The 24,575-nt window shown below is 66.7% G+C and carries 20 protein-coding genes and 1 tRNA gene; 5 read left to right on the forward strand and 16 right to left on the reverse strand.

Going from position 1 to position 24,575, the window contains the following annotated elements:
• Positions 1-255 precede the first annotated feature (255 nt).
• The 3 genes from AB4Y99_RS07420 to AB4Y99_RS07430 all read left to right on the forward strand — a co-directional run bounded on the left by AB4Y99_RS07420 (position 256) and on the right by AB4Y99_RS07430 (position 4,685).
• Positions 256-1,662 (forward strand): FAD-binding oxidoreductase, encoded by a 1,407-nt coding sequence (locus AB4Y99_RS07420; protein ID WP_441522870.1) that lies wholly within the window; start codon positions 256-258, stop codon positions 1,660-1,662.
• Positions 1,663-1,726: 64 nt separating this feature from the next.
• Complete coding sequence (locus tag AB4Y99_RS07425) at positions 1,727-2,743, forward strand: TRAP transporter substrate-binding protein (protein WP_441522871.1); 1,017 nt, start codon at positions 1,727-1,729, stop codon at positions 2,741-2,743.
• Between the two features lie 58 nt (positions 2,744-2,801).
• On the forward strand, positions 2,802-4,685 hold the full coding sequence (locus AB4Y99_RS07430; RefSeq protein ID WP_441522872.1) for a TRAP transporter large permease: 1,884 nt from the start codon (positions 2,802-2,804) through the stop codon (positions 4,683-4,685).
• Between the two features lie 203 nt (positions 4,686-4,888).
• Here the strand turns inward: AB4Y99_RS07430 and AB4Y99_RS07435 are convergent, their stop codons facing one another.
• The 4 genes from AB4Y99_RS07435 to AB4Y99_RS07450 are packed head-to-tail and all read right to left on the reverse strand — an operon-like array spanning position 4,889 to position 8,535.
• Positions 4,889-5,779, reverse strand: coding sequence for an ABC transporter substrate-binding protein (locus tag AB4Y99_RS07435; RefSeq protein WP_441522873.1), 891 nt, complete (start codon positions 5,777-5,779; stop codon positions 4,889-4,891).
• The gene (locus AB4Y99_RS07440; protein ID WP_441522874.1) at positions 5,773-6,792 is read right to left on the reverse strand and encodes an SMP-30/gluconolactonase/LRE family protein; all 1,020 of its coding nucleotides are present in this window, start codon (positions 6,790-6,792) and stop codon (positions 5,773-5,775) included. Before AB4Y99_RS07440 ends, AB4Y99_RS07435 begins: the two co-directional genes overlap by 7 nt.
• 10 nt (positions 6,793-6,802) lie before the next feature.
• Complete coding sequence (kce, locus tag AB4Y99_RS07445) at positions 6,803-7,729, reverse strand: 3,5-dioxohexanoate:acetyl-CoA acetone transferase (RefSeq protein ID WP_441522875.1); 927 nt, start codon at positions 7,727-7,729, stop codon at positions 6,803-6,805.
• A gap of 23 nt (positions 7,730-7,752) precedes the next feature.
• The gene (locus tag AB4Y99_RS07450; RefSeq protein WP_441522876.1) at positions 7,753-8,535 is read right to left on the reverse strand and encodes a cyclase family protein; all 783 of its coding nucleotides are present in this window, start codon (positions 8,533-8,535) and stop codon (positions 7,753-7,755) included.
• Between the two features lie 132 nt (positions 8,536-8,667).
• Between AB4Y99_RS07450 and AB4Y99_RS07455 the strand changes: the two genes are divergently transcribed.
• Both AB4Y99_RS07455 and phhA read left to right on the forward strand, forming a co-directional pair.
• Positions 8,668-9,309: a TetR/AcrR family transcriptional regulator gene (locus AB4Y99_RS07455; protein WP_441522877.1), complete on the forward strand. Its 642-nt coding sequence runs from the start codon at positions 8,668-8,670 to the stop codon at positions 9,307-9,309.
• A 130-nt stretch (positions 9,310-9,439) separates the two neighbouring features.
• Positions 9,440-10,315 (forward strand): phenylalanine 4-monooxygenase, encoded by an 876-nt coding sequence (phhA, locus tag AB4Y99_RS07460; RefSeq protein ID WP_441522878.1) that lies wholly within the window; start codon positions 9,440-9,442, stop codon positions 10,313-10,315.
• Between the two features lie 151 nt (positions 10,316-10,466).
• Here the strand turns inward: phhA and hydA are convergent, their stop codons facing one another.
• The 12 genes from hydA to AB4Y99_RS07520 all read right to left on the reverse strand — a co-directional run bounded on the left by hydA (position 10,467) and on the right by AB4Y99_RS07520 (position 24,457).
• Positions 10,467-11,948: a dihydropyrimidinase gene (gene hydA / locus AB4Y99_RS07465; protein ID WP_441522879.1), complete on the reverse strand. Its 1,482-nt coding sequence runs from the start codon at positions 11,946-11,948 to the stop codon at positions 10,467-10,469.
• A gap of 15 nt (positions 11,949-11,963) precedes the next feature.
• Positions 11,964-12,623: an aspartate/glutamate racemase family protein gene (locus AB4Y99_RS07470; RefSeq protein ID WP_441522880.1), complete on the reverse strand. Its 660-nt coding sequence runs from the start codon at positions 12,621-12,623 to the stop codon at positions 11,964-11,966.
• A gap of 54 nt (positions 12,624-12,677) precedes the next feature.
• On the reverse strand, positions 12,678-13,979 hold the full coding sequence (locus AB4Y99_RS07475) for a Zn-dependent hydrolase (RefSeq protein WP_441522881.1): 1,302 nt from the start codon (positions 13,977-13,979) through the stop codon (positions 12,678-12,680).
• Between the two features lie 195 nt (positions 13,980-14,174).
• The gene (locus AB4Y99_RS07480) at positions 14,175-15,080 is read right to left on the reverse strand and encodes a LysR family transcriptional regulator (protein ID WP_441522882.1); all 906 of its coding nucleotides are present in this window, start codon (positions 15,078-15,080) and stop codon (positions 14,175-14,177) included.
• 66 nt (positions 15,081-15,146) lie between these two features.
• Positions 15,147-16,601 (reverse strand): amidohydrolase family protein, encoded by a 1,455-nt coding sequence (locus tag AB4Y99_RS07485; protein ID WP_441522883.1) that lies wholly within the window; start codon positions 16,599-16,601, stop codon positions 15,147-15,149.
• 127 nt (positions 16,602-16,728) lie between these two features.
• Entirely contained in the window at positions 16,729-17,601 is an 873-nt protein-coding gene (locus AB4Y99_RS07490; protein ID WP_142022568.1) for a polysaccharide deacetylase family protein, read from the reverse strand.
• A 70-nt stretch (positions 17,602-17,671) separates the two neighbouring features.
• Positions 17,672-18,514: an ABC transporter substrate-binding protein gene (locus AB4Y99_RS07495; protein WP_113253594.1), complete on the reverse strand. Its 843-nt coding sequence runs from the start codon at positions 18,512-18,514 to the stop codon at positions 17,672-17,674.
• A 17-nt stretch (positions 18,515-18,531) separates the two neighbouring features.
• Complete coding sequence (locus AB4Y99_RS07500; protein WP_441522884.1) at positions 18,532-19,362, reverse strand: amino acid ABC transporter ATP-binding protein; 831 nt, start codon at positions 19,360-19,362, stop codon at positions 18,532-18,534.
• Between the two features lie 11 nt (positions 19,363-19,373).
• On the reverse strand, positions 19,374-20,207 hold the full coding sequence (locus AB4Y99_RS07505; protein ID WP_191125390.1) for an amino acid ABC transporter permease: 834 nt from the start codon (positions 20,205-20,207) through the stop codon (positions 19,374-19,376).
• Between the two features lie 199 nt (positions 20,208-20,406).
• On the reverse strand, positions 20,407-21,255 hold the full coding sequence (locus AB4Y99_RS07510) for an ABC transporter substrate-binding protein (protein ID WP_441522885.1): 849 nt from the start codon (positions 21,253-21,255) through the stop codon (positions 20,407-20,409).
• 257 nt (positions 21,256-21,512) lie between these two features.
• Positions 21,513-21,586, reverse strand: a tRNA-Gly gene (locus AB4Y99_RS07515).
• A gap of 669 nt (positions 21,587-22,255) precedes the next feature.
• Complete coding sequence (locus tag AB4Y99_RS07520) at positions 22,256-24,457, reverse strand: caspase family protein (RefSeq protein WP_441522886.1); 2,202 nt, start codon at positions 24,455-24,457, stop codon at positions 22,256-22,258.
• Between the last annotated feature and the right edge of the window lie 118 nt (positions 24,458-24,575).

Raw genomic sequence — 24,575 nt, forward strand, 5'->3', positions numbered from 1 at the left:
GCCCAGCATCGCTGCGGAAAGCCCGTTCCCGGTCATGTAGACGGCCTCGAACCCGGCCTGTTCCAGAATTCGCGCCCCCAGCGCGTCATGACAGCCCGGAGCGACCACGATTCCGGGCCCGGCCAATTTCTGCCTAAGCGTCCGCATTCAATTTGTGTCCTGTGTCCTGTATACAATTGTTGCGACGATATGAAGCGCATGCTACGAGCCTGTCAACAACGGCGCTGAGCAAGCGCGTAAAGGAGGAAACAGGTCATGCTAGCGAGAGCGCAGCCGAGCGTTTCAAGCGGTCTGCCCCCCGCCCTTGCGGCGGCGCTGGAAGGGCTGCTCGGACGACGCTTCACGACCTCCGCCGCCGACCGCGAGCATCATGGCCGCGGGGAATCCTATCATGCCGGCCTCGCTCCCGATGCGGTCTGTTATGCCGGGACGACAGAGGAGGTCGCGGCGATCGTGCGGCTCTGCGCCGCCCATCGCACTCCGATCGTGCCCTTCGGCGCCGGCACCTCGCTGGAGGGGCACGTGACGGCCGTCCGCGGTGGCATCTGTATCGATCTCAGCCGCATGAATGCTGTGCTGTCCGTCCGGCCGGAGGATCTCGATGCGACCGTGCAGGCAGGCGTGACGCGCCAGCAGCTCAACAGCGATCTGCGCGATCTCGGCCTGTTCTTCCCGATCGATCCGGGCGGGGAAAGCACCATCGGCGGCATGGCGGCGACGCGTGCCTCGGGCACCAATGCCGTCCGCTACGGCACGATGCGCGAGAACGTCGTCTCGCTGACGGCCGTCACGGCGGAAGGCGAGATCATCCGCACCACGCGGCGCGCCCGCAAATCTTCGGCCGGCTACGACCTCACCCGCCTGCTCGTCGGCTCGGAAGGCACACTGGCCATCATCACCGAGGTGACGGTGCGGCTCTACGGCATTCCCGAGGCGATCAGCGCGGCTGTCTGTTCGTTTCCCGCCGTGTCGAACGCCGTCGATCTCGTTGTCGCGGTGATCCAGAGCGGCATCCCGATCGCCCGTGTCGAACTGCTCGACAACACCACCGTGCGGGCCGTCAACCTGTACAGCAAGCTGGCGCTGAACGAGGCGCCGACGCTTTTCTTCGAGTTCCACGGCTCGCAGGCCGGAGTCTGCGAGCAGGCGGAGACGGTGGAGGCGCTGGCGGCGGATTTCGGCGCGCTCGGCTTCGTCGCGGCGGCCGATGCCGACAGCCGCAACCGGTTGTGGAAGGCCCGGCACGACACCCATTATGCCGTTCAGGCCTTGCGCCCGAATGCCAAGCTCTGGAGCACCGATGTCTGCGTGCCGATTTCGGCGCTGGCGCCCTGCATCGCGCAGACGCAGGCGGATATCGCCGATGCTTCCTTCCCGATCAGCATGGTCGGCCATGTCGGCGACGGAAATTTCCATCTCGGTCTGCTGATCGACCCGTCGGATCCGCGGGAGCTGGCGGAAGCGGCCGCGATCAACGACCGGCTGGTGCGTCGCGCGCTGGAGCTCGACGGCACCTGCACCGGCGAGCACGGGGTCGGCAGCGGCAAGATCAAGTTCATGCAGCTCGAGCACGGCCCGGCCGTCGAGATGATGCGCAAGGTCAAGCAGGCGCTCGATCCCCTCGGCATCCTGAACCCGGGCAAGGTTCTGCCCGAAGACTGAGCCTTTCTCGAAACACAACGAGCCCGGCGCCAAGCCGGCCGAACACCATCAGCGGAGGAACATCATGAGCAGCTTTACCACCCGCCGGAGCTTCGTGGCCGGCGCGGCCGTCATTGGCATCTGCGCGCCCACCATTCTGCGTGCGGCCGCGCCGATCTCGCTGCGTGTCTCGTCCGCCGCGCCGGCCGACAAGTTCGGCGCGCATTATCTCTGGTACAAGCCCTTCTCCGAGCAGATCGCCAAGCTCGCCGGCGACCGCATCAAGCTCGAATATTTCCCCAATGGCCAGCTCGGCAAGGAAGCCGACGTCGTCAACCAGGTKAAGGTCGGCTCGGTCGACATGATGCTGACCGGCGCCTCGATCTGGGCCACGGTCGTGCCCGAATTCGGCATGCTCGACCTCGGCTTCCTCTTCAACAGCTACGACCATTGCTCGAAGGCGCTCGATGCCGGCGTCGGCCAGGCCTATGACAAGATGCTGGCCGACCGCACGGGCGTGAACATCCTGGGCTGGGGCKTCCAGGTCGGGGCGCGCAGCATCTACACCAAGAAGCCGATCGCCAGCGTCGCGGATCTCAAGGGCGTCAAGCTGCGGGTGCTGCCGACCAAGGCCTTCATCGACACCTTCAACATCATCGGCGCGACACCGACGCCGATCCCGATCAACGAGCTCTACACCGCCGTGCAGACCGGCGTCGTCGATGGTTTCGAGCACGATCCGGGCACGACCATCGCCTATAAGCTCTACGAGGTCACCAATCGTGGCTTCCTCACCCGGCACATCTACACGCCGATGCTCGCCTATATCGGCAAGCGCGGGCTGGCCAAGATCCCTGCCGATCTGATGCCCGCCTTCCGCCAGGCGGCGGACGAAGCGACGCGCATCTCGCGCATGGAGGTCAAGGACGTCGAGGCAGAGGCGTTCACCGATCTCAAGGCCAAGGGCATGGTCTATACCGAAGTGCCGCCGGCCGAGATCGCCGAACTCAAGCGGCGCACGGCTGACGAGCTCTACAAGCCGTATCTCGCGCAGTACCCATCCACCGCCCCGCTCTTCGAGAAGATCCAGGCCTCGGCCTGACGGCTCTTTCCGGCAACCAAGACCGCCGGCCACCGCCGGCTCTCTGGAGGATCAGCGCATGGACGCCGTCGCAACCGCCGGCAGCGCGCTCGAATCGCGCCTGCCGCAGGACCGCTTTGCCGCGCGGGTCCTGTTCTTCATCGAGCATCTGGGCGGCGCGATCCTCGCGATCGACGTCGCCGTCGTCTTCCTTTCGGTCGTCTTCCGCTACTTCCTGCACGCGCCCTTCGACTGGGCCGAGGAGGTGGCGGCGGGGTTGATGACGACGATGGTGTTCATCGGCGCTGGCAGTGTGCTCGCGCGCTCGCAGCATATCGGCATCGAGGTGCTCGTCCTGATGCTGCCGCCGAAAGGGCGCGCGATCGCCGCGGCGGCGGCCGCCTGGATCACGCTGCTGGTCTCGGCGACGCTGCTGGTATCGAGCGCGCAGCTCTTCGAGGACACCGCCGGCCAGTTGACGCCGACCGGCCTGCCGCAATGGATCTTCCTTCTGCCGGTGCTGTTCGGTGGGTTCGTGATGGCGGCCTTCGCCGTCGCCAATGTGCTGAAGCTGCCGGCCGGGCCGCGCTGGACCGCGCTCGTCCCCTTGCTGGCCATCGGCGCGGTGATCGCCGGCTGGAACACGCTGCTGCCGCAGTTCGCCCTGGCGCCGATCCATCTGCTCACGCTGGCCGCCGTGGGCGGCCTGCTGATCGGCGTGCCGATCGCTTTCGCGCTCGCCTTCGGCGCCATGGCCTATTTCCTGGCCGATCCCTCGCTGCCCATGCTGATCTGGGCGCAACAGGTCGCCTCCGGCGCCAATCATTTCGTGCTGCTCGCCATTCCCTTCTTCGTGCTGGCCGGGCTGACGATGGAGAGCAACGGGATGTCGTCGCGCCTCATCGAGCTGCTGCTGCGGATGATGGGCCGGCTGAAAGGCGGCATGAACCTCATCGTTATCATTGCGACGGCGCTGTTCTCCGGCGTGTCGGGCTCCAAGCTCGCGGATATCGCGGCGGTCGGCGGCGTCATCATGCCGGCGATCCGCAAGACCGGTCAGGACGAGAACGAGACGGCCGGGCTGCTCGCCTGCACGGCCGTGATGGCCGAGACCATTCCCCCTTGCGTCAACCTCATCATCTTCGCCTTCGTCTCGAACATCTCGATCGGCGGGCTGTTCATGGCCGGCCTCGTTCCGGCCGGGCTGATGGCCGCGGCGCTCGCTGTCGTCGCGGTGATCTACGGCACCCGCGTCGATGTCGAGAAGGTCTTCGTCGGCGGCACCAAGCGGCCGATGCTGCCGCTGATCCTGGGCGCAGGCGTCACGCTGGCAATGATCCTCATGATCGGGCGCGGCGTCACCGCCGGCATCGCGACCTCGACGGAGATCTCCGCCTTCGCCGTGGTTTATGCCTTCCTGATCGGCGGGCTCGCCTTCCGCGAGCTGAGCTGGCGGCTGATCGTGCAGCTCTTCGTTCGCTCGGCAGCGATGACGGGAAGCATTCTCTTCATCGTCGCGGCGGCGTCGAGCCTGTCCTACGCCATCACCATCGAGCGCATCCCGGACCAGATCTCGACGCTAATGATCGGCGTCGGCCATGCGGTCGGTCCGATCGGCTTCATCCTGGTCAGCGTTGTCGTGATGGCCTTCTTCGGCATGATCCTGGAGGGGGCGCCCGCTCTCATCCTGTTCGGCCCGCTGCTGACGCCGATCGCGATCAAGCTCGGCATCAACCCGCTGCAGTTCGGCACGATCATGGTCGTCGCGATGGGGCTCGGCTTCTTCGCCCCGCCGATCGGCGTCGGCCTGTTCGCCACCGCGGCGATGACGGGCACCAAGGTCGAAAACGTCACACGCCCGATGATGAAGTACATCGCCGTGCTGATCGTTGCGCTGCTGGCCCTCGTGGTCTTCCCGGTCTTCTCGCTCTGGCTGCCGCGCTATCTGGGCATGACGGGTTGAGCCTTTGCAGCCGAAAAACGAGCCGCCCACTTTGCGTTGGCGGCTGTCGAGAAGCGTCAGAAGCAGACTTCTGGCCAATGTCCGAGAGCTGCCATTCGTGTGGATAGCGCCCTGGACCTGCTACTCAGAGCGTGAACCATCACGCCGTTCGCCTGAGATCAGACGGTGCCTGCACCATTCAGCTGCTGCAACGGTTTCTCGCCTCAGCGCTTGATCGCAGGGCAGGTGCTCTGGCTCAAGGGGCGGAACGCCTCATCACCGGGGATCGTGGCGACGAGGTCGTAGAGATCCCACTCGCTCTTCGACTCGGCAGGCTGCTTGGCACGGAAGACGTAGAAATCATGGACCATGCGGCCGTCCTCGCGCAGCTTGGCGTTGCGGACGACGTCGTCCTCGATTGGCAGTTCACGCATCTTGGCGATGACCGTCTTCGCCTCGTCTGACTTTGCGGCCGCCACCGCCTTGAGATAATGCCGCACGGAGGAGTAGATCCCGGCCTGGATCGCCGAGGGCACCGCGCCGTGCTTGGCCTTGAAGCGCTCCGAGAAGGCGCGGGTGCGGTCGTCGAGGTTCCAGTAGAAGCCCTCGGTCAGCACCGTGCCCTGCGCCGCGGCGAGGCCGACGCTCTTCACGTCCATCGCGGTCAGGAAGAAGGCGACGAGCTTCTGCTTGTCCTGACCGATGCCGAAATCGCGCGCCGTCTTGATGCCGGCGACAGTGTCGCCGCCGGCATTGGCGAGCGCGATATAGTCGGCACCCGAGCCCTGTGCCGTCAGCAGCTGCGAGGAGAGGTCGACGGCCGGAAAGGCGTGGCGGACGGAGCCGACATAGGTGCCGCCCTTGGCCGTGACCAGCGTCTTGGCATCGGCCTCGAGCTGGTGGCCCAGCGCATAGTCGGCTGTGACCAGGAACCATTTCGTGCCGGGCTTGGTCAGGTAGCGCCGGAGATTTCGGCCTGGGCTGCGGTTGCGAGACAGAGCGCCGAGACGCCGGCGAGCGCGGAGACGATGCGTTTCATGGTTCCTCCCGAATTCCGTTTTGCGAATTCTGTTCTGATTGAAGCGTGATGCGATGGAGCGTGCTGGACCTACCAATGCGCCATCGGCAGACCGGCGACGGGCGAGCGGAAATAGGGGATGCGCGAGCCCTTCAGGCTGCCGACATAGACCGTTCGGAGGTCCGGCCCGCCGAAGGTGATGCTGGCGCACCAGGGCGCGATCGTGCCGCCGCAGGCGAGCATCAATTCCGGCGTCGCCTCGTCGCGGGCGAAGGCGTCGAGAAAGGCCTTGCCGGCGGCACTGCCGCGATCATCGTCGAGCAGGATGCGCAACTCGCCTTCCGGCGTGATCGCGAAGATCCGGTCGGTGAAGACATGGGTGCCCCAGAGATTGCCATGGGCGTCGAAGGCGATGCCGTCGATGCAGGCACCATGATCCTCCGGCCCGAAGGTCTCGCGGTCGGTCAGGCTGCCATCGGGCAGGACGCGCAATCGCGTCACCTTCCGCGCGCAGGTCTCGGCGACGTAGAGCCATTCCTCCTTGGCATCGAGCCTGATCTCGTTGGTGAAGGCGAAGCCGTCGGCGACGATGCGCAGCTTTCCGCCATCATAGAGCGCGACAAAGCCGTCACGGACGTTCGGGCTGATCGCCTTCATCCAGTTCTTCGTGCGGGTCGAGATCGTCAGCCAGATGCGATCCCGGCTGTCGCGCAGGACGAAATTGACCTTGCCGATCGGCGCGCCGTCGATGGTGTCGGCCAGCACGCGGGTCTCGCCGTCGCGCGTCATGATCTCAAGCCGGTCGGTGCCGAAATTCGAGATCAGGATGTCGCCATTGTCCGCGAAGGCGAGGCCGTTCGGCAGCGTGCCCGAGACGAAGCGCGCCTCCTCGTCCGTCGCCTCGGCAAAGCCGCGGCTCGCGGTCTGTGTGATCAGGCGCTGCGAGCCGTCCGGCCTGATATGGACGACGCCGCCACGCGCATCGGCGCTCCAGAGCGAGCCGTCGCGCTCGGCCAGGATGCATTCCGGCCGCTGCAGGCCCTCGCCGATGTAGCGGATCGTGGTGGGATCGACGGTGAAGCCGTCGAGCGGGTTGGGGCGAGACGCCATGCCGGGCGCCTCAGAAATTCACCCGGTCGCCGCCCTTGAGGCCGAGCGTGGCACGGGCCTCCTCCGGGGTGGCGATCTCGTAGCCGAGCTCCTCGACGATGCGGCGGATCTTGGCGACCTGCTCGGCATTGGAGGTGGCGAGCTTGCCCCTGCCGATGAACAGGCTGTCCTCCAGCCCGACGCGGACATTGCCGCCCATCATCGCGGCCTGGGTGCAGAAGGCCATCTGGTGGCGCCCGGCCGCCAGCACCGACCAGTGATAGTCCTTGCCGAACAGCTTGTCGGCCGTACGCTTCATGAACATCAGATTGTCGAGATCGGCGCCGATGCCGCCGAGAATGCCGAAGATCAATTGCAGGAAGACCGGCGGCTTGAACCAGCCGCGATCGAGGCAATGCGCGAGGTTGTAAAGGTGGCCGACATCGTAGCATTCATGCTCGAACTTGGTGCCGTGGCCCTCGCCGAGCATCTTGTAGATGCGCTCGATGTCACCGAAGGTGTTGCGGAAGATGAAATCCTTGGTGCCTGCGAGATAGGGCTGCTCCCAGGGGTGCTTCCAGTCGCTGTATTTCTCCGCCAGCGGATGCAGCGCGAAGTTCATCGAGCCCATGTTGAGCGAGCACATCTCGGGCGCTGCCTTGAGCGGGGCGGCAAGGCGCTCCTCGACGCTCATGTTGAGGCCGCCGCCGGTGGTGATGTTTACCACTGCGTCGGTCGCCTGCTTGATGCGCGGCAGGAACTCCATGAACACCGCCGGGTCCGGCGTCGGGCGGCCGTCCTTGGGGTCGCGGGCGTGGAGGTGGAGGATCGCGGCGCCGGCCTCGGCGGCGGCGATGGCCTGCTCCGCAATCTGGTCGGGGGTGATCGGCAGATGGTCGGACATGGTCGGCGTATGGATGCCGCCGGTGACCGCGCAGGTGATGATGACCTTGCTCATGCGCTTCTCCCTTGATGGTCGGTTCAGGCGGGCAGGATGGCGACGGCCCGCGTCCAGCCGGCGGAGCCGTTACGCACCTTTACGGGCAGGCAACTGATTATGAAGCCGGTCGCCGGCAGGGCTTCGAGATTGTGCAGCTTCTCGATCTGGCAATAGCCGGCCTCGCGCCCGGCCTTGTGGCCCTCCCAGATCAGGGCGGCGTTGCCGGTCTCGGCGAAGCGGCGGGCGGTATGGCTGAACGGCGCGTCCCAGCTCCAGCCATCGGTGCCGACGACCTTGATGCCCTGGCGGACGAGATGCAGCGTCGCCTCGCGGCCGAAGCCGCAGCCGGAATCGATATAGTCGGCCTCGCCATAGCGCTGGCCCGCGCGGGTGTTGGCGACGACGATCTCGAGCGGGCTCAGGCGATGGCCGATACGTTCCAACTCGGCGTCGATCTCGGCGGGCGTGACGACATGGCCGTCGGGGAGGTGCCGGAAATCGAGCTTCACGCCGGGCTGCAGGAACCATTCGAGTGGGCATTCATCGATCTTGAGGGCAGGGGCGCCGCCGTCCTGCGTTGGATGGTAGTGCCAGGGGGCATCGACATGGGTGCCGTTATGGGTCGAGATCGTCGCGAGCTCGACGGCCCAGCCCATGCCCTCCGGCAGCTGTTCGGGCTTCAGGCCGGGGAATGCGGCGGCGATGTCCTTCGCGGTGCCCTCATGGGTACGGTAATCGATCCGAACCTTCTGGAAGGGCGGATCGGCGGGCACGTCGTTTTCGAGCGGGATTGAGAGATCGACGAGGCGCCCGGTTGGCATCATGCTGTTTCCTCCTGACGTCCCGTCATGCTCTGGCGGCACAAATTTGGACGAACGTCCGACCAATAGCGTAGAACATGCTTTCTGATAAGAGCCAAATCACGCAGGGCAGGGGCGCTGCTCAGGAGGGATTCGATGGCAGCGGCTCCGACGCGCGAGCGCATTCTCGACGCAGCCGAGCGGACATTCGCCGAGCGGGGCGGTGCCGACGGCGCTTCGATGCGCGATCTCGCCGCTGCGGCCGAGGTGCGGCTGTCGCAGCTCAGCTATTATTTCGGCTCTAAGGAGGCGCTGTACCGCGCCGTCTTCGCCCGCCGGGCCGATGCGTTGGCGCTGGCGCGCGGCACGGCGCTCGACGAGGCGATGGCCGCGCCGGCGCCCGATATCCGGGCCGTGGTCGAGGCCTTCATCGGCCCTTCGGTGAGGCAGCGCTTCGCAGAGGGCGTGCAAGGCGCGGCCTTCGCGATGATGACGGCGCGAGAGGCTGTTGATCCGCGCGAATCCGCGCGTGGCGTCCTTGCCGAGCATTTCGACCCGACGGCGACGGAATTCCTGGCGGCCTTCGCGCAGCTCTACCCGCAGGCCTCGCGCGCGGCGATGGTGGATGCCTATCTGTTCATGGTCGGGGCGCTGGTCATGACGATGGCGGCGGGCGACCGCGCCGCGCGCCTCGACGACGAGCGTCAGGCGTTGTCTCCCGCCGGCCTTGCGGAGCTTCTGCTGGAGCGCCTGACCCGCTTCTGCGCCGCTGGCATCGATCGGCTGCTGGTCGAATAAGGTAGCAGTGCCAAGACGCGCCTATTCTGACTTCGCTCGCGGCGCCGCCGGATCTGGGAGGCCATCTCGCTCGTTATGACGATATGGAGCCTCGCAGCCGGAGTCGGGCCGGCTCTCAGGAGTGAAAGCGATGTCCGGACATGCTCTTCTGAACGCACAGACCGTCGAGGACTGCATCATCGACCAGGGCTGGGAGCACTACACCCCTGAGGACCACGCCATCTGGGGCGTGCTGTTCGAGCGCCAGCAGCGGACCCTGCGAGGCCATGTCTGCCAGGAATATCTCGATGGTCTCGCCGCGCTCGGCATCGGCCCCGAAGGCGTGCCGAATTTCGCGCGCATGAACGAGCGGCTGCGGCGGCTGACCGGCTGGGAAGTCGTGGCGGTGCCGGGGCTCATCCCCTCACGTCCCTTCTTCCAGATGCTTGCCAACCGCCAGTTTCCGGCCGGCACCTTCATCCGCAGCCGCGAGCAGCTCGACTATCTGGAGGAGCCCGACATCTTCCATGATGTCTTCGGCCATGTGCCGCTGCTGACCAACCCCGCCTATGCCGACTACATGAACGAGTACGGCCGCATCGGGCTCGTCGCGGTCGAGACCAAGGGGGTGAAGTTCCTCGCCCGCCTCAACTGGTACACCATCGAATTCGGGCTGATCCGCAAGCCCGAGGGCATCCGCATCTATGGCGCGGGCATCGTCTCGTCCTTCGGCGAAGCGAAATATGTGGTGGACGACCCTTCCGCCCACCACCTGGCCTTCGATATCGAGCGCGTGCTGCGCACCGGCTATTACATCGATGATTTCCAGGCGACCTATTTCGTCATCGATCGCTTCGAGGATCTGTTCGACCTGCTCAGTGGCAGCGATTTCACCACCCGTTTCGACGAATTGCGCGCCCTGCCGGCCCACACGCCCTTCGAGATCCTGCCGCAGGACGTGGTCATCCGGGAAGGCAGCGGCCATTTCTGGCGCGATTTCCCGGCCACGAAGACGAAGCTGAAGTGAGGTTCGTCTGCCGCCTGCCGTTCAGGATGCCGGCGAGGACCCCACACGGTTCGTGAACCGCCCAGCCCGGAACCCTTCGACGGATCCCGGGCCAAGCCCGGGATGACGGGGTGGTACCCAGAAGACCGAGCATGCTCTCAGAGGCGCGTTTCTAATCGAGGATCGCCGCGCCAAAATTCCGCTGCGGGTCGATCTCGGCGACGAGCCTGCCGGTCGGCGTCGCGGCCGGGCCGCCTTCGCGCGGCAGCCAGCGGCCGGAGCCGGGCCTGGCATGCAGCGTCCCCTCGGCCACGACCTCTGCACCCCGCACGAGAACGCGCTCCGGCCAGCCGGTGACGCTGCGGCCGGCGAAGGGCGTGAAGCCGGTCAGGTCATGCATCGCCGCATCGGTGATGGTTACTTGCTTGCCCGGATCCCAGATCGCGATATCGGCGTCGTAGCCGGGCAGGAGTGCGCCCTTGCCTGGCAGGTTGTAGATCGCGGCCGGYGCCGTCGCCGTCAGGTCGACAAAGGCTTCGAGCCCGCGCCCGGCGAATTCCGGCCGCCCTTTCGAGACCAGCGCATCGAAGAGCAGGGGCAATCGCGTTTCCAGGCCCGGCAGGCCGTTGGCGATCTGCTTGAAATTCGGGTTCGGGCCGGCCGAGAGCTTGCCGGTTTCGTCGAAGCGATAGGGTGCGTGATCGGAGGAGACCGTCTGGATGTCGCCGAGCGCCAGCGCCTGCCAGAGCGCATCCTGGTCCGCCTGCTCGCGGGGCGGCGGCGAGCACATCCATTTCGCGCCTTCCAGGCCGGGCTTGTCGAGATCGTGCCGGGTCAGGAAGAGATATTGCGGGCAGGTCTCGGCGAAGACCTTGAGACCGCGCCCGCGGGCATCGCGGATCGTTTGCGCGCCCTCGGCGGTCGAGACATGGAAGATCATGATCGGCTGATCGAGCAGTTCGGCCGCCGTGATCAGGCGGTTGAAGGCCTCGGCCTCGGAGCCGCGCGGATGGCTGATCGCGTGGTATTTCGGCGCGACATAGCCCTTCTCGACGAGCTTCTTGCCCATCCAGGAGATCATGCCGTGGTTCTCGGCGTGTACGCAGACCAGGGCCTGGTTCTGTCGTGCCGTCAGCAGCAGGTCGAGCAGCGGCTCGTCGTCGACCTTGATCAGGTCATAGGTCATGAAGACCTTGATCGAGGCATGGCCCTCGCGGATCAGCGCCGGCAGATCCTGCTGGACCGTCTTGGCGTCCGGGTTGGCGACGATCAGGTGGAAGGCATAGTCGATCAGCGCGCCGCGCCGGGCGAGGGCCGAATAATCGTCGACGACCTTGCGGAGATCGAGGCCGCGATGCTGGGCGGCGAACGAGATCAGCGTGGTGTTGCCGCCGAAGGCGGCCGAGGTCGTGGCGCTCTCGAAGGTGTCGGCATTGAGCAACCCGCCGGCCGAGACCTGCTCGACATGGGCGTGGGTGTCGATGCCGCCGGGTAGGACGAGCTTGCCCGTCGCGTCGATCTCGCGGGCGCCTGCCGCGAGGCCGAGGCCCAGAGCGGCGACCTTGCCGTCCTTGACCGCGACATCGGCCCGGAAGCTGCCGGTCGCGGAGCCGACCGTGCCGCCGCGAATGACCAGATCATAGTTCGCCGTCATCTGCCCTCGTCCTTCCTAGCGCACCATCAGCGTACCGATCGCCATGGCGACCGCGGCCTGCGTCGGGTCGATCACGGGCACGCCCAGCGCATCTTCCAGTGGCCTGCGGTGGCGCGCCATGCCGGCACAGCCCATGACAATGGCACCGGCGCCGTCCTCGTCCCGCAGCTCGCGCCCGATCGCGATCATGCGCGCGAGCGTGCCCTCGCCGGAGGCGCTTTCGGCGACGGACATTTCGAGCGGGCGCTCGCCGGCGAGCCGGTCCATCAGCCCCATCTGGCGGAGATAGCGAATGTGGCGGGGGATCGAGCGCGACTTGATCGCGATCACGCCGAAGCGGTCCGCTCGCGTGAGCGCTGTGAGCACGCCGCATTCGGCGATGCCGAAGACCGGGCTGGCCGTGCCCTCGCGGGCGATATGCAGGCCGGGGTCCGAATAGCAGGCGATGACGAAGGCATCGACGTCGTTGGCGGCCTCGACCCGGCGGCGCAGCGGCAGGGTGACGCTTTCGACATGCTCCTGCGTCTCGATGCCGATCGGCCCTTCGCGCAGGCTCTCGCAGATGATTTCCGGTCCCTGGGCAAAGGCGAGCGGCACCAGCGCCTGCCGCAGGCCCTCGGTGACCATCTCGTTGGAGTTGGGGTTGATGACGAGGATGCGGGGACGGCGATTCATCGCGAAGGGTCCGATCTGGCAGGTCTATGGTTCAGCATGGCATTGCCGGCGGGCTCAGGCGACCTCTCGCACCACCCAATCCGCCAGGATGGTGCAGGCCGCAAGGAAATCGTCGATCTCCATCGCCTCCAGCGGGTTATGGCTGCCATGCTCGTTGCGCACGAACAGCATGGCGATCGGCACGCCGGCGGCGGCGAAGGCGGCGGAATCATGGGAAGCGGGGCTGCCGAGAGGCATCGTCGCGATGCCCTGCCGGGCGGCTGCGGCTTCTAGATCGGCGACGATGACCGGATCGACCGGCCCGACGGCAGCGCTGGCGCGCGCGCCTAACTCAAAGGTGGCGCGCCGACGCGTCTCGATCTCGCGGATTTCCGCCAGCATTTTCGCTTCGACGCGTTCCAGCACGGCGGGATCATAGGCGCGCACGTCCAGGCTGAAGGCGAAGCTGCCGGGAACTGTCGTCAGGCCGTGGACGGCGGGATCGGTGTGGAAGCGGCCGAGCGTGACAGCCATCGGGAAGCCGTTGGCCTCTTCCTCCTGCCAGAGCCGGTCGAGCATCACCGCGAATTCGGCACCGGCCATCGCGGCATCGCGGCGGAAGCGGCGGGGTGTGCCGACATGGTCGTGCCGTCCCACGATGCGCGCATCGGGATAGCGGAAATTGCCGGGCACGCCGGTGCAGATCGCGACCGGCAAACGGGACTCGACGAGGCTCGGCGCCTGCTCGATATGGACTTCGAGGAAGGCGCGGATCGCGGCGGGGTCGAGATGGCGCTCGCGCCGGCGGATCGCGGTGGAATCGCCGCCGCTGGCATCGATGCTGGCGGCGAGCATGCGGCCGTCATCGATGCGCTTCGCCTCCAGCGCCCCGTCCGGCAAGGTGCCGAGCGCCGAGCGGCTGCCGATATAGGAAACCTGGAACCAGACGCTTTCCTCGGCCCGCACGCCCATTGCGGTGACGTCGCAGCGCGGCGCGATGCCGAGCGCGCGCAAGGTCTCGATGACGACGAGCCCGGCGACGACGCCCGCTGCGCCGTCGAAATTGCCGCCATGCGGGACGCTGTCGAGATGCGAGCCCATCAGGATGCGCGGGGCGTTCGCCTCGCGGCCTTGCAGGGTGACGTAGGTGTTGGCGGCAAAGTCCCGCGAGACCGCAAGCCCGCGTTCCTTGCCATGCTCAGCCAGCAGGCGATGGCCGAAATCCTCACCCGCGCCATAGGTGTCGCGCGTGATGCCGGGGACGTCGCGGCTGCCGGCCGCAAGGCGATCGAACAGCGTCTCGACCCAGCCGCGCTGGGCCGCGACGGCCGTGACGATCGTCGTGTCGGTGTGCGGCGTCCTGGCGGTGGCGGTCATATCGGTCCGGTCGGGTATCGGTTGCGGCCTGGCCGCGCGCCCGGCGATAGGGCGGTGACCGGGCATGCGCTGTCTTGTGAGCCTCGCCGCCGGGAGGCGGCCGGGAAACTTTGGGCCAGCCCGTGCGGCCGGACAATGGCGGCGTCTATGCGGATTTCCGGGGCGGCATTCGCAAGCTGAATAGCGCGAGCCCGCTCAGCCGGATCCGAGCTTGGCCGCGGTTTCCGCAGCCACCAGCCGGACCTCGCGCAGGAAGGCGTCGGCAGCACGCGAGATCGGGCGCTTGCGGGAACGCACGGCCGAGGCCCTGACTTCCGAAGCCGGCGCAAAGGGGCGGATGGCCAGGTCGTAATGACCGCTGAAAACCGGGGAAAGCGGGTCGACCACCGCGACGCCGACGCCGCTTTCCGCCAGCACGCAGGCCGTGTTGCAATAGCGGACCTCCACGGAGAAGCGGTGGGGCACATCGGCCTGGGCGAAGGCGCGCCGGACGATCGTGCCCATGCGCGTGCCCTGTTCGAGGGCGATATAGGGCGCGTCGCGCAGGTCGTCAGGCGTGATCGTCGCCTTGGCCGCGAGAGGATGCTCGGGCCGCATGACGCAAACCATGTCGCCGGTGAAGAAGGTCTCGGCATCGAGCCCGCGATCGTCGTCCATGCCCATGACGAAGCCGAGCTCGGCCGTCCCGTTCTCGACGCTCTCCAGCACATGCTCGAAGCGCCGGACATCGAAGGAGACCCTGACCTTCGGCCGCTTGACCAGGAAATTGCGCAGCGCCGCGGGCAGGACGCCGTAGCCCAGAGGCGGCGTCGCGATGATGCGGATATGGCCGGCGCGGTTCTCCTTGATGTCCTGCACCCTCGCCTCGAGGGCCGCATGCAAAGCGAAGATCGGCTCGGAATCCTCGTAGAGCGAGCGGGCTTYGGCCGTCGGAAACAGGCGGTTGTTGACCCGCTCGAACAGCGGGAAGCCGACCTGGCTTTCGAGATGCTTGATCGCGTTGCTGACGGCCGGCTGCGACAGCCCCAGTTCCTGCGCGGCGCGAACCGTCGTCTCACAGCGGATGACGGCGCGCAGCAGCTCGATCTGGCGAAGGTTCATATGATCGATCCGAATAGAGTGCTGCCACTCTATTCGATCAGCAAATCATGTGCCAATCCTGAGGCCTCACGCCCAGCGCAGGCTCGGAGGCGAGAGCTCGTCGACCGAACGCCCGGCCCAGTCGAGCGAGGAGGCCTTGGCGAGCGCGCGCCGCTGCGCCTGTTCCAGCCCATCGGAGGCGGCCTGATAGTCCATGGTCAGGACCTTGCCGTCGGCGACGACCTGCTTGCCCTGCACGAAGACATGGGAGACGGCGCGGTCGGCGGCCGCGTTGATCAGGCTCTTCAGCGGATCACGCGTCGGGCGCATCATCGGATGGGTGAGGTCGACCATGACGAGGTCGGCCTGCGCGCCCTTGGCCAGGCGGCCGATGTCGTCGCGGCCGAGCAGCTTGGCGCCGCCCAGCGTCGCGCCGCGGAAGACCTGTCCGGTCGTCACCACCGCATGGCTCTCGCCGGTGATGCGCGCATAGACGCCGGCATGGCGCAGTTCCTCCAGCATGTTGTGCGGGAAGGTGTCGGTGCCGATGCCGATGTTGACGCCGGCCTTCAGATAGCGGCCGAGGTCACGCAGCGTGAAGCCGCGCCGGCCGAAGACGGTCGGGCAATGCGCCACCGACGTGCCGGTCTCGGCGAGGCGCGCGAGATCGGTGCGGGTCGGCCAGCGCACCCAGGGGTGGTCGTCGAGGAAGATCGCATGGGCGATCGAGGCGTTGGGCGCGAGGAAGCCGACGTTGTCCAGCCACTGGATTGGCGAAAGCCCGCTGCGGCGGACCATCTCGTGGAACTCGCTGATCGACTGGCCGGCATGGGTCTGGATCGGGATGTTGCGCTCGTTGGCGGCGGCGATCGAGGCGCGGAACAGCTCCTCCGTGCAGGTGTCGATCTGGGCGGGGCAGGCGAGGCCGGAGAGCCGGCCGGATTCATGGGCGAGCGCGGCGTCGATGACCTTGAAGGCGTCTTCCATCGCCTTGCGGCCGGCGGCATCGTCGAGCTCGTATTCGACCTGATAGCCGTTGCGGGTGAACCAGCGGCCGTTGCGGTACATCGGCGCCATGACCATGCGCAGGCCGGAGGCCGCTGCGCGGTCGAGCCAGCCCTCGCTCGGGAATGAGAGGTCGACCAGCGTGGTCGTGCCGGACATCAGCAGTTCCGACCAGGCGACGTGGTTCAGATGCGGGATGCCCTCGGCATCGGCACGGAAGAGCCAGAGGAACTCGTAGAGCGACGAGTTGTAGAGCTTCGGCGTGCCGACCTCGTCGGTCATGCCCTTGTTGCYGGGCTCGCTCGATGGGTGCGAGTGGATGTCGACGAGACCGGGCATGACCATGAAGCCAGCGCCGTCGATCTCGCGCGCGACCGCGCCGGTGAAGCCACCGCCGAGATGCAGGATGCCGCTTTCGTCGAAGACGACATCGAGATTGCGGCGATAGACATGGTCGTCGGCCGCCGGATCATAGGCGATGACGATGTCGGCGTTGCGGATGCGGGTGATCATGATGCGGTCGCTGGTCCTGCTCATCGAGGTCATCCCGGACAAGCCGCGTCAGCGGCGCCGATCCGGGATCCATGCCTGAGCCGTTCCGGCATGGATCCCGGGTCTCCGCTTCGCTCCGCCCGGGATGACGGCGGAGCGAGAATGGCCGGGCTCAGCCGGCTTTCTTTTCCTGCGCGAGGAAATGCTCGGCGATCTCCTTGCCAGTGGCGATCCAGACATCGCCGTAGCCGCGGGCCCGCGCCAGGAAGTCGCGCATGATGCCGATGCGCATCGGGCGGCCGGAAACCTGCGGGTGCATCACCATCGAGACGAGACCGCCCCATTCGCGGGTCTGGTCGAGCTCGTCGTTCCAGATCGAGAGCACATGCTCCTTCGGGAACATCGGACGCGGGCTGAAGCGCTGCGACAGGCCGTAGAGCCAGTCATCGAAGGACATGTTGACCGGCAATTCGACCGGGCCCTTCGAGCCGTCGCGCAGCTTGTGGCGATAGGGCCGGATGTCGTCGCGGAAGGAGGAGGAGTAGACGATGCCCTTCTCGCGGAGATAGCCGAGCAATTCGTCATAGTTCTCGCCCGAGGGCGCGCGGTAGCCGACCGGCGTGACGCCGAGGATGCGCTTGAAGATATCGAGCGTCTTGTCGATCTCCTCCTTGTCGACGGCGAAGTCAGCGGGGTCGGGCCGCTTATGCGAGTAGCCGTGATGGCCGACCTCGTGCCCGTCCTTGACGATGGCCTCGCACATCCCGGGATGGACCTCGACGACCCAGCCGGGGATGAAGAAGGTCGCCTTGATCTCCATCGCGCGGAGCTGATCGAGGATCTTCGGAACGCCGACCCGCTCCTCGTAACCGCCGAAGGAGAGCGTCACCAGCCGGTCGGTGTTCTTGGCGTCGTATTGCAGCCAGGCCGTCTCGGCGTCGACGTCGAAGGCGGGGAACACCGCGCATCGGTAACCGGCCGGCCAGGGATAGTCCGGGGCCGGGTCCGAGAGATTGGCGATGCGGTGGGGGAAATCGGTCAGCATGACAGGCGTCTTTCGCGAGAAAGCGCCCCACCTCGGAGCGGGGCGCGATGGGAGCGGTTGGTACTCGGGTTCAGTTCTTGGTTTCGCCGTTGATCATGAGCTTGTCGACCTTGGCGTCGGCCAGCTCCCATTTCTTCAGCACGGCGGCATAGCTGCCATCGGCGAGCATTTCGGCGAAGGCCTTGGCGACGGCGTCGCGCAGTTCGGTGTCCTTCTTGGCGAAGGCCAGGCCCTGGTAGACGGTGGTGAAGGGCGTCCCCAGGATCGCGTAGTTCCCCGGCTCCTGGCCCATCAGATAGGGCAGGGTCTCGCTGCCCTGGACGGCGGCGTCGAGCCGCTTCTGCCGGAGCTGGGTGCGTGCGTCGGCCGAGCCTTCCGTGCCGACGATCTGCAGTGCAGGCTTGCCCTTGGCCTCGCAGTTTTCCTTGCTCCAGCCTTCCATCTCCTTCGGGAAGGAGGTGCGGCGGCTGGCGCCGACCTTCTTGCCGCAGAGGTCCGCGAGGTTCTTGAACTCGTCCTTGCGGTCGGCATTGGTGTAGAACTGCGCGCCGGAGGCGAGATAATCGACGAAGTCGAGCGTTTCGCGACGGCTCGGCAGATCGCTCATGCCGGACAGGATCATGTCGACGCGGCCGGTGGTCAGCGCCGGGATCATGCCCTCGAAGCTGATCTCCTCCCATTTGATGGTGATGCCGAGCTTCTGCGCGATCGCATTGCCGAGATCGATGTCGAGGCCGGTCAGCGTGCCGGTCTTGGGGTCCTTGAACTCCAGCGGCGGGTAGTTCGGCACATTGGCGACGGAGAGCGTCTTCTTCTCGAGGATGCGTGCCGGCAGGCTCTGGGCCTGGGCGAGGCCCGTGGCGGCGCAGAGCGCGATGGCCGACAGGCCGAGCAGGATGGATGTCTTCGACATGGCTTTCCCCTTTTTGATCAGTGCCTGACGGCGTTGATGAAGGCTTTGGTGCGCGTTTCCTTCGGATCGACCAGGACCGAGCGGGGATCGCCGAGCTCGACGATCTGGCCCTGGTCCATGAACGCGACGCGGTGGCCGACATCCCGGGCGAAGCCGAGCTCATGGGTGACGCAGATCATGGTCATGCCGGTCTCGGCGAGATCGCGCATCACCTTGAGCACCTCCGAGACCAGTTCCGGATCGAGCGCCGAGGTCGGCTCGTCGAAGAGCAGCAGTTCGGGGCGCATCGCGAGCGAACGGGCGATCGCGACGCGCTGCTGTTGGCCGCCGGAAAGCTGCGAGGGATAGGCGTCACGCTTGTCGGCGAGGCCGACGCGCTCGAGCAGGGCGAGCGCCCGGGCGGTCGCCTCCCTGGCCGGCTCGCCCAGCACCTGCACCGGTCCCTCGATGATGTTCTGCAGGGCTGTCAGATGCGGGAACAGGTTGAAGCGCTGGAACACCATGCCGATCGAGCGGCGCTGGCGGGCGATCGCCGCGTCGTCGAGCTCATAAAGCTTGTTGCCCTCGCGGTGGTAGCCGACGCGCTCGCCGGAGACCCAGAGCGCGCCGCCATCTATCCGTTCGAGCTGGTTGATACAGCGCAGGAAGGTGCTCTTGCCCGAGCCGGAGGGGCCGATGATGCAGAGCACCTCGCCCTTGGGGATCGCAAGGTCGATGCCCTTCAGCACCTTGAGCGTGCCGAACTGCTTCTCGACCTTCTGGGCGAGGACGAGAGGGGCGCCGGCGAGATGGTCGGGGTCGATCGTCCGGACTTCGGAGAGGGCGGTCTGGGTCAGGATGTCGGTCATCGTGCCAGCCCTCAGCGCTGCGCCGGGGCGGCGACGCCGCGGGCGTAATAGGCCTCGATCCGACCCTGGATCAGGCTGAGGACGGTGACGACGACCAGGTACCAGATCGCGGCRACGATTAGCAGCTCGATGACCCGCGAATTGGCGTAGTAGATGTTCTGCGCGCTGTGCAGGATCTCGGCGAACTGGATGACGCTCGCCAGCGAGGTGAGCTTCACCATGCCGATGAACTCGTTGCCGATCGGCGGCACGATCACGCGCATGGCCTGAGGCATGATGATCCGCCGCAGCAGCTTGAGCCGTGTCATGCCGAGCGTCTGGGCCGCTTCGTACTGGCCGTTGTCGACGGAGAGCAGGCCGGCGCGCACCACCTCGGCGGTGAAGGCGCCCTGCTGGATGCCGAGGCCGAGCAGTGCCGCGACGAAGGGCGTCATCACCTCGACGGTCTTGAACGAGAACAGGCCGGGTATGCCGATGGTCGGGAAGACCAGCGCGAGATTGAACCAGAGCAGCAGCTGCAACAGGGCCGGCACGGCCCGGAAGAACCAGATATAGCCGACCGCCGTCATCGAGAGCACGGGATTGGCTGACAACCGCATCACCGCGAAGACGACGCCGAGCGCGATGCCGAGCAGCATCGCCAGGATCGCCATGACGATGGTGTTGACGAGGCCGGTCATGATGGCCTGGACGGTCAGGAACTCGGCGACATAGTTCCACTCGATCTGCCCGACCGCGAAGGCGCGCACGATCGCGGCCAGCGCGAGGCAAACCATGGCGGCGCCGATGATCCTGCCGAAATGCCGGCGGGGAACGATGATGAGGTTGTCGGATTCAGCGATCATCTTGCCTCGATGGCTTCAGGTCGTCGGAAGGCGATGAGCGGGCGCGGGCATGCCGGGGCGCTGTCCGATCTTACCGTAGGGGAGCCGGCTTGCGAGGCGGCTCCCCATGGCGCGTCTATGATTTATCCCGCTGCTGTATTCGCCTGGCTTATAAGCGGAGCCTGCGACGGCCTTCACGGGCCGTCGCCCAAGAGCCCGCTCACTGTCCGGCGTCGATGGCGGGTTCGGGAAGGGCCTGCCGCTCGAGGCCAAACTTTTTCAAGGCCTGCTGGTAGGCGCCGTTCTTCATGACGGCCGCAGTCGCCTTGGCGACGGCGTCGCGCAATTCGGTGTTCTTCTTCTCGAAGGCGAGGCCGAAGAGCGTCTTGTTCAGCGGCTCGCCGACGAAGGCATAGGTGTTCGGCTCATCCGCCATGAGATAGGCGACATATTCGGGTCCGAGCACGGCAGCGTCGAGCCTGCCCTGCTTGAGATCGAGCCTCGTCGCCGTGGCGCCCGCCGTGCCGTTCACGGTGATCGCCGGCTTGCCCGCGGCGGCGCAGTTCTTCTCGCTCCACGCCACCGTGACCGGCATGTAGCTCGTGGTGCGCGGGGCCCCGACGGTTTTGCCGCAGAGATCGACATTGCCCTTCAACTCGCCCGCCTTGGCCGCCAGCGCGAAAGGCTGGGCGCCGGTGGCGAGGTAGTCGACGAAGGTGAGCTTGTCGCGGCGGGAGGGCAGATCGCTGATCGCGGTGCCGATCATGTCGATGCGGCCGGTGGTCAGTGAGGTCATGAGCTGCTCGAAGCTCATCTCCTCCCATTTGACCGGGACGCCGAGCTCCTTGGCGATCGCGTTGACGAGCTCGACATTGAAGCCGATGCGCTCGCTCGTCTTCGGGTCCTTGTAGGCCATGGGCGGATAGGTGCTCTCGATGCCGACCACGATGTGCCCGGCCGATTTGAGCGCGGCGGGCAGCGCGATGCCGGCTTGCTGAGCGGCGGCCGGCACCGCGGCCGCGAGGCTGAGCGCCGCTGCCAGGGCGGTTGCCGGAAGATGTCGGTTCACTGAAATCCAGGCGGTCATCGTCGTTCCCCGTTTTGTCGGCTTGCGAGATCGCCGGCCGCGAAGGCAGAACGATCCGCAGGCGGGCGCCGTTGTGGCGCCGCGGCGATCTTAGCGGGAGCGTTTCGGAACGGGGCGCGAGCCGGTGGCGTCGCGCTATGATTTATGTCCGGCCGCTATTCGGCGCGCTTATATGACGCGGCTGGCCCTGAGGCACGCCGGCTCGTCATGAGCCAGATAAATCAAGGGGATCGGAAAGCTGGAGCGGGTACCGGGAATCGAACCCGGGTATTCAGCTTGGAAGGCTGCTGCTCTACCATTGAGCTACACCCGCGACCGGCGCCAAATTCCCCATCATGGCAGCGGAAGTCAAGCGTCCAGCTCGCGCGTTCCGGCTCTCGGACCGGCTTCTGCACCTGTATGGCGTGCCGGGGCCGAAGAACGGCCGCCAGTGGCCGGAACGGATATGCTGCAGGAAAACGCAACCGCGGCTGGGCAGGCAGCGTCAGATGTGCCCGTCGAGCTGAGATCGGTCGCTTTGAAGAGCCGGCGAACCGCCTGATGCAGGCCTCGCCTCAGTGTCGGCCATCGCCTTGTTCACGACGATCAGCCGCAAATAGGGAGCTTTCGGAGGCATCCGATCCCGTGACGTCTCCGTGACGGCGTTCGCACGCCTGATCCTGGCACGCCGAAGTGCTGCAGAAAGCTTGCTTCCGGGTTTCATTCACTTGATTTCCAGCGCCGCGCCTGAAGCGTTTCAGAACGGATGGCGGAAAACATCCCCTATTTGGAGGAGAGGCGCGAAATGATTCGCAGGATCGCCGGGCTGGATCAACCAAACCGGCGCATGCCCAAGAGTCGCCTGGATAAGGATCGTCTGGATCGAGCATGAGCCGGCGTTCTGGTCATCCAGGTGGCGCTGACGGCATGAATGCGCTTGCCGCTGCGGCCCCGCTCCGCCCACGACGGAGAGGCAGGGGAGGCCAGCTTGGCTCGCGCTCGCTCAGAAGCCGAAGTTGAAGCCGGCCTTGAGGATATCGCCCGTTGTGCGGCTGCGCATGGATGCATATTGGCCGGGCGCCAGCCCCGTGAAGTCCCGTAGCGGAAGCTTCTGGTTGCCGAGGTCGTAGTGGGTGTAGTCCAGCCGGATCGTCGTGCCGGGCAGGATCGCATATTCGACGCCGCCGCCGAGGGCCCAGCCACTGGCCAGCGGCGAGCGTGAGCCGGCCGCGCCCGAGACCGCAGTCGGATTGTCCGGCGTGATCAAGCCCTTCTGGTCCAGGAGGCCGTAGGCATAGCCACCGGTGCCGTAGATCAGGAAATCGCYGAGCACGAAGCCGGCGCGGGCCCGGACAGTGCCGAGCATCGAGAGCTCGGTTTCCGCGCGGGTCGTGAAGCGCGTGCCGCCCGGATTGGCGGAAGCGTTCTGGCTTCCGCCCAGACGGGTGGCGGAGAGGTCGGTCTCGGCGCCGATCACCACGGCGCCGATCTGGTAGTTGAAGCCGAACTGCGCGCCGCCGACCATGCCATTGCCGTCCGGCGACAGCCGGCCGGGCAGCGCTGCCGGATCGATGGCGCTGGGAGCAGGAACCGGGGCGCCGAAGACGGTCGTGTTCGTGATGACGGTCGTATTCGTGACGGTGGTCTGCGTCGTCGGGAAGGAGTTGGTCGGAAGATTGGTGGTCGTTGTTGTTGTCGCTGTCGTTGTCGCAGTTGTCGTCGTGTTCGTGCTCGGTATCACCATCGGGCTGCCATAGGGGCCGGCGACCGAGGTCCGCCCGTTCTGGCGCCCGGCGCCGAGGGAGCCGCCGACATAGAAACCGGTCCAGCGCGGCCGTTCCGGCAGGAGCATCGGCACGGCCGGCGCCATCGCCTGCTGCTGTGCCGGGGGAAGCGGCGGCGTGTAGGCCGGCGCCCGGCGCGGGAAGCTGTGGGCCGGGGCGACGCCGCGCGGTGTGTAATCGGCGCGGCGCGTGCGGGGCTGCGCGGGCAGGGCAGGGCAGACCGGGCAGGTCTGGGCGACCTGGATGCGGTTGCGGCTCGGGGCCGTTTCAGCGAGCCGGATGGCGGCCTGGACATGCGACGACACCGGGTAGAGCCGCGCATAGAGCTTGAAGGATTCGGCGTCGCCGGCCAGCACCGTCTCGGCCCAGGCCCGTTCCTCGGTCCGCTGGGAGAGGATGCGCTGCAGGCGCAGGGCGCTCTGGTCGTCCAGATCAGCGGTGAGCACCGTCCCGTAGAGGTCCTGCCGGTCCCAGGCGATGGCGGTCCGCGTGGCGTCGGCCGGCGACATCCCGCGCAGCGCGGCTGGCGTCGGGCGTGCCGCGAGCGGCACATTGCCGGCCATGGCTGTCTGCGCCGGCGCCGTGCCGGCCTGACGCGGGAAGAAGGCGAATTCGGTGATGAGCGAAGAGGTGTCCCAGGGAATCTGGACGCCGTTGGTCGTGTCATAGACCGCCAGGCGGATGCGCCGGAAGATCTGCTCGACCGGCAGGCCGGGCTCGCGGGCCTCCTTCAGGAAGGCCGCGGTGAAGGGGCTGTTGGGGCCGGTGCCGTCAGCCGCGGCGGAGCCCGGCGAGGTGGCGAAGGCGACGAAGGTGCCGCTGCCGGAATCGACGCGGGCGAGGCCGGCCTCGCTGCGGACGCCGTCATTGGCACCGTCGACGATCTGGAGCGCGAGGCCGCGGGAGAGCTCCCGTCCAGCAAAGGGATTGTCGCGACAGGCGTCGAGAATGGCGATCTTGGACTTGGCGCCGGCGCCATCGAGACGGCGCAGGATCTCGCTCAGCGACAGCGCCTGACTTGGGATATTGGCCGAGGTTTCGGGGCGGATATCCGTGGGTAGGATATAATTGGCGCCGTCGAGCTGGACGGCATGCCCGGCATAATAGACCAGCGCCGTCGTATCGGGACCGCTCTTCCTGACCTTGTCGATGAAGACGTCGAGCGCCCCGCGCAGGCCGGCGAGCGACAGGTCGAGAGCGGGCGTGATGTCGAAACCGGCATCCTGCAGCATGGCGCGGGTGGCGCTGGCGTCGTTGAGGGCGTTGGGGAGCTTGGTGACGTTGGCATAGGCGCCGTTGCCGATCACGAAGGCGTAGCGCTTCTGCTGTGCGAAGGCCGGGGTCGCGCCCAGGCCGAAGGCCGCGAAGGCCATCGCCGCCATGACGCAGAGAAACGCGTGAGCCCAGGCCTGGATCCGCATCCTCGTGTCCCTTGTGGTGTCAGCGAAACGACTCGCAAGGACTTGTGTGGCGTCTGCGATTCCCGACGGCATCCGCCATATGATGGAGCTTGCGCTCCACCGCAGGCGAAGCAAGCCG

This window comes from Allobosea sp. TAB14 (genome assembly GCF_052113865.1).
Lineage (GTDB): Bacteria > Pseudomonadota > Alphaproteobacteria > Rhizobiales > Beijerinckiaceae > Allobosea > Allobosea spartocytisi.

Excerpts from the sequence above, each read along its gene's own strand:
- AB4Y99_RS07420 (WP_441522870.1), top strand. The coding sequence starts at position 256 with ATGCTAGCGAGAGCGCAGCCGAGCGTTTCAAGCGGTCTGCCCCCCGCC.
- AB4Y99_RS07430 (WP_441522872.1), top strand. The coding sequence starts at position 2,802 with ATGGACGCCGTCGCAACCGCCGGCAGCGCGCTCGAATCGCGCCTGCCG.
- AB4Y99_RS07440 (WP_441522874.1), bottom strand. The coding sequence starts at position 6,792 with ATGGCGTCTCGCCCCAACCCGCTCGACGGCTTCACCGTCGATCCCACC.
- kce (WP_441522875.1), bottom strand. The coding sequence starts at position 7,729 with ATGAGCAAGGTCATCATCACCTGCGCGGTCACCGGCGGCATCCATACG.
- AB4Y99_RS07450 (WP_441522876.1), bottom strand. The coding sequence starts at position 8,535 with ATGATGCCAACCGGGCGCCTCGTCGATCTCTCAATCCCGCTCGAAAAC.
- AB4Y99_RS07455 (WP_441522877.1), top strand. The coding sequence starts at position 8,668 with ATGGCAGCGGCTCCGACGCGCGAGCGCATTCTCGACGCAGCCGAGCGG.
- phhA (WP_441522878.1), top strand. The coding sequence starts at position 9,440 with ATGTCCGGACATGCTCTTCTGAACGCACAGACCGTCGAGGACTGCATC.
- AB4Y99_RS07470 (WP_441522880.1), bottom strand. The coding sequence starts at position 12,623 with ATGAATCGCCGTCCCCGCATCCTCGTCATCAACCCCAACTCCAACGAG.
- AB4Y99_RS07475 (WP_441522881.1), bottom strand. The coding sequence starts at position 13,979 with ATGACCGCCACCGCCAGGACGCCGCACACCGACACGACGATCGTCACG.
- AB4Y99_RS07490 (WP_142022568.1), bottom strand. The coding sequence starts at position 17,601 with ATGCTGACCGATTTCCCCCACCGCATCGCCAATCTCTCGGACCCGGCC.
- AB4Y99_RS07495 (WP_113253594.1), bottom strand. The coding sequence starts at position 18,514 with ATGTCGAAGACATCCATCCTGCTCGGCCTGTCGGCCATCGCGCTCTGC.
- AB4Y99_RS07500 (WP_441522884.1), bottom strand. The coding sequence starts at position 19,362 with ATGACCGACATCCTGACCCAGACCGCCCTCTCCGAAGTCCGGACGATC.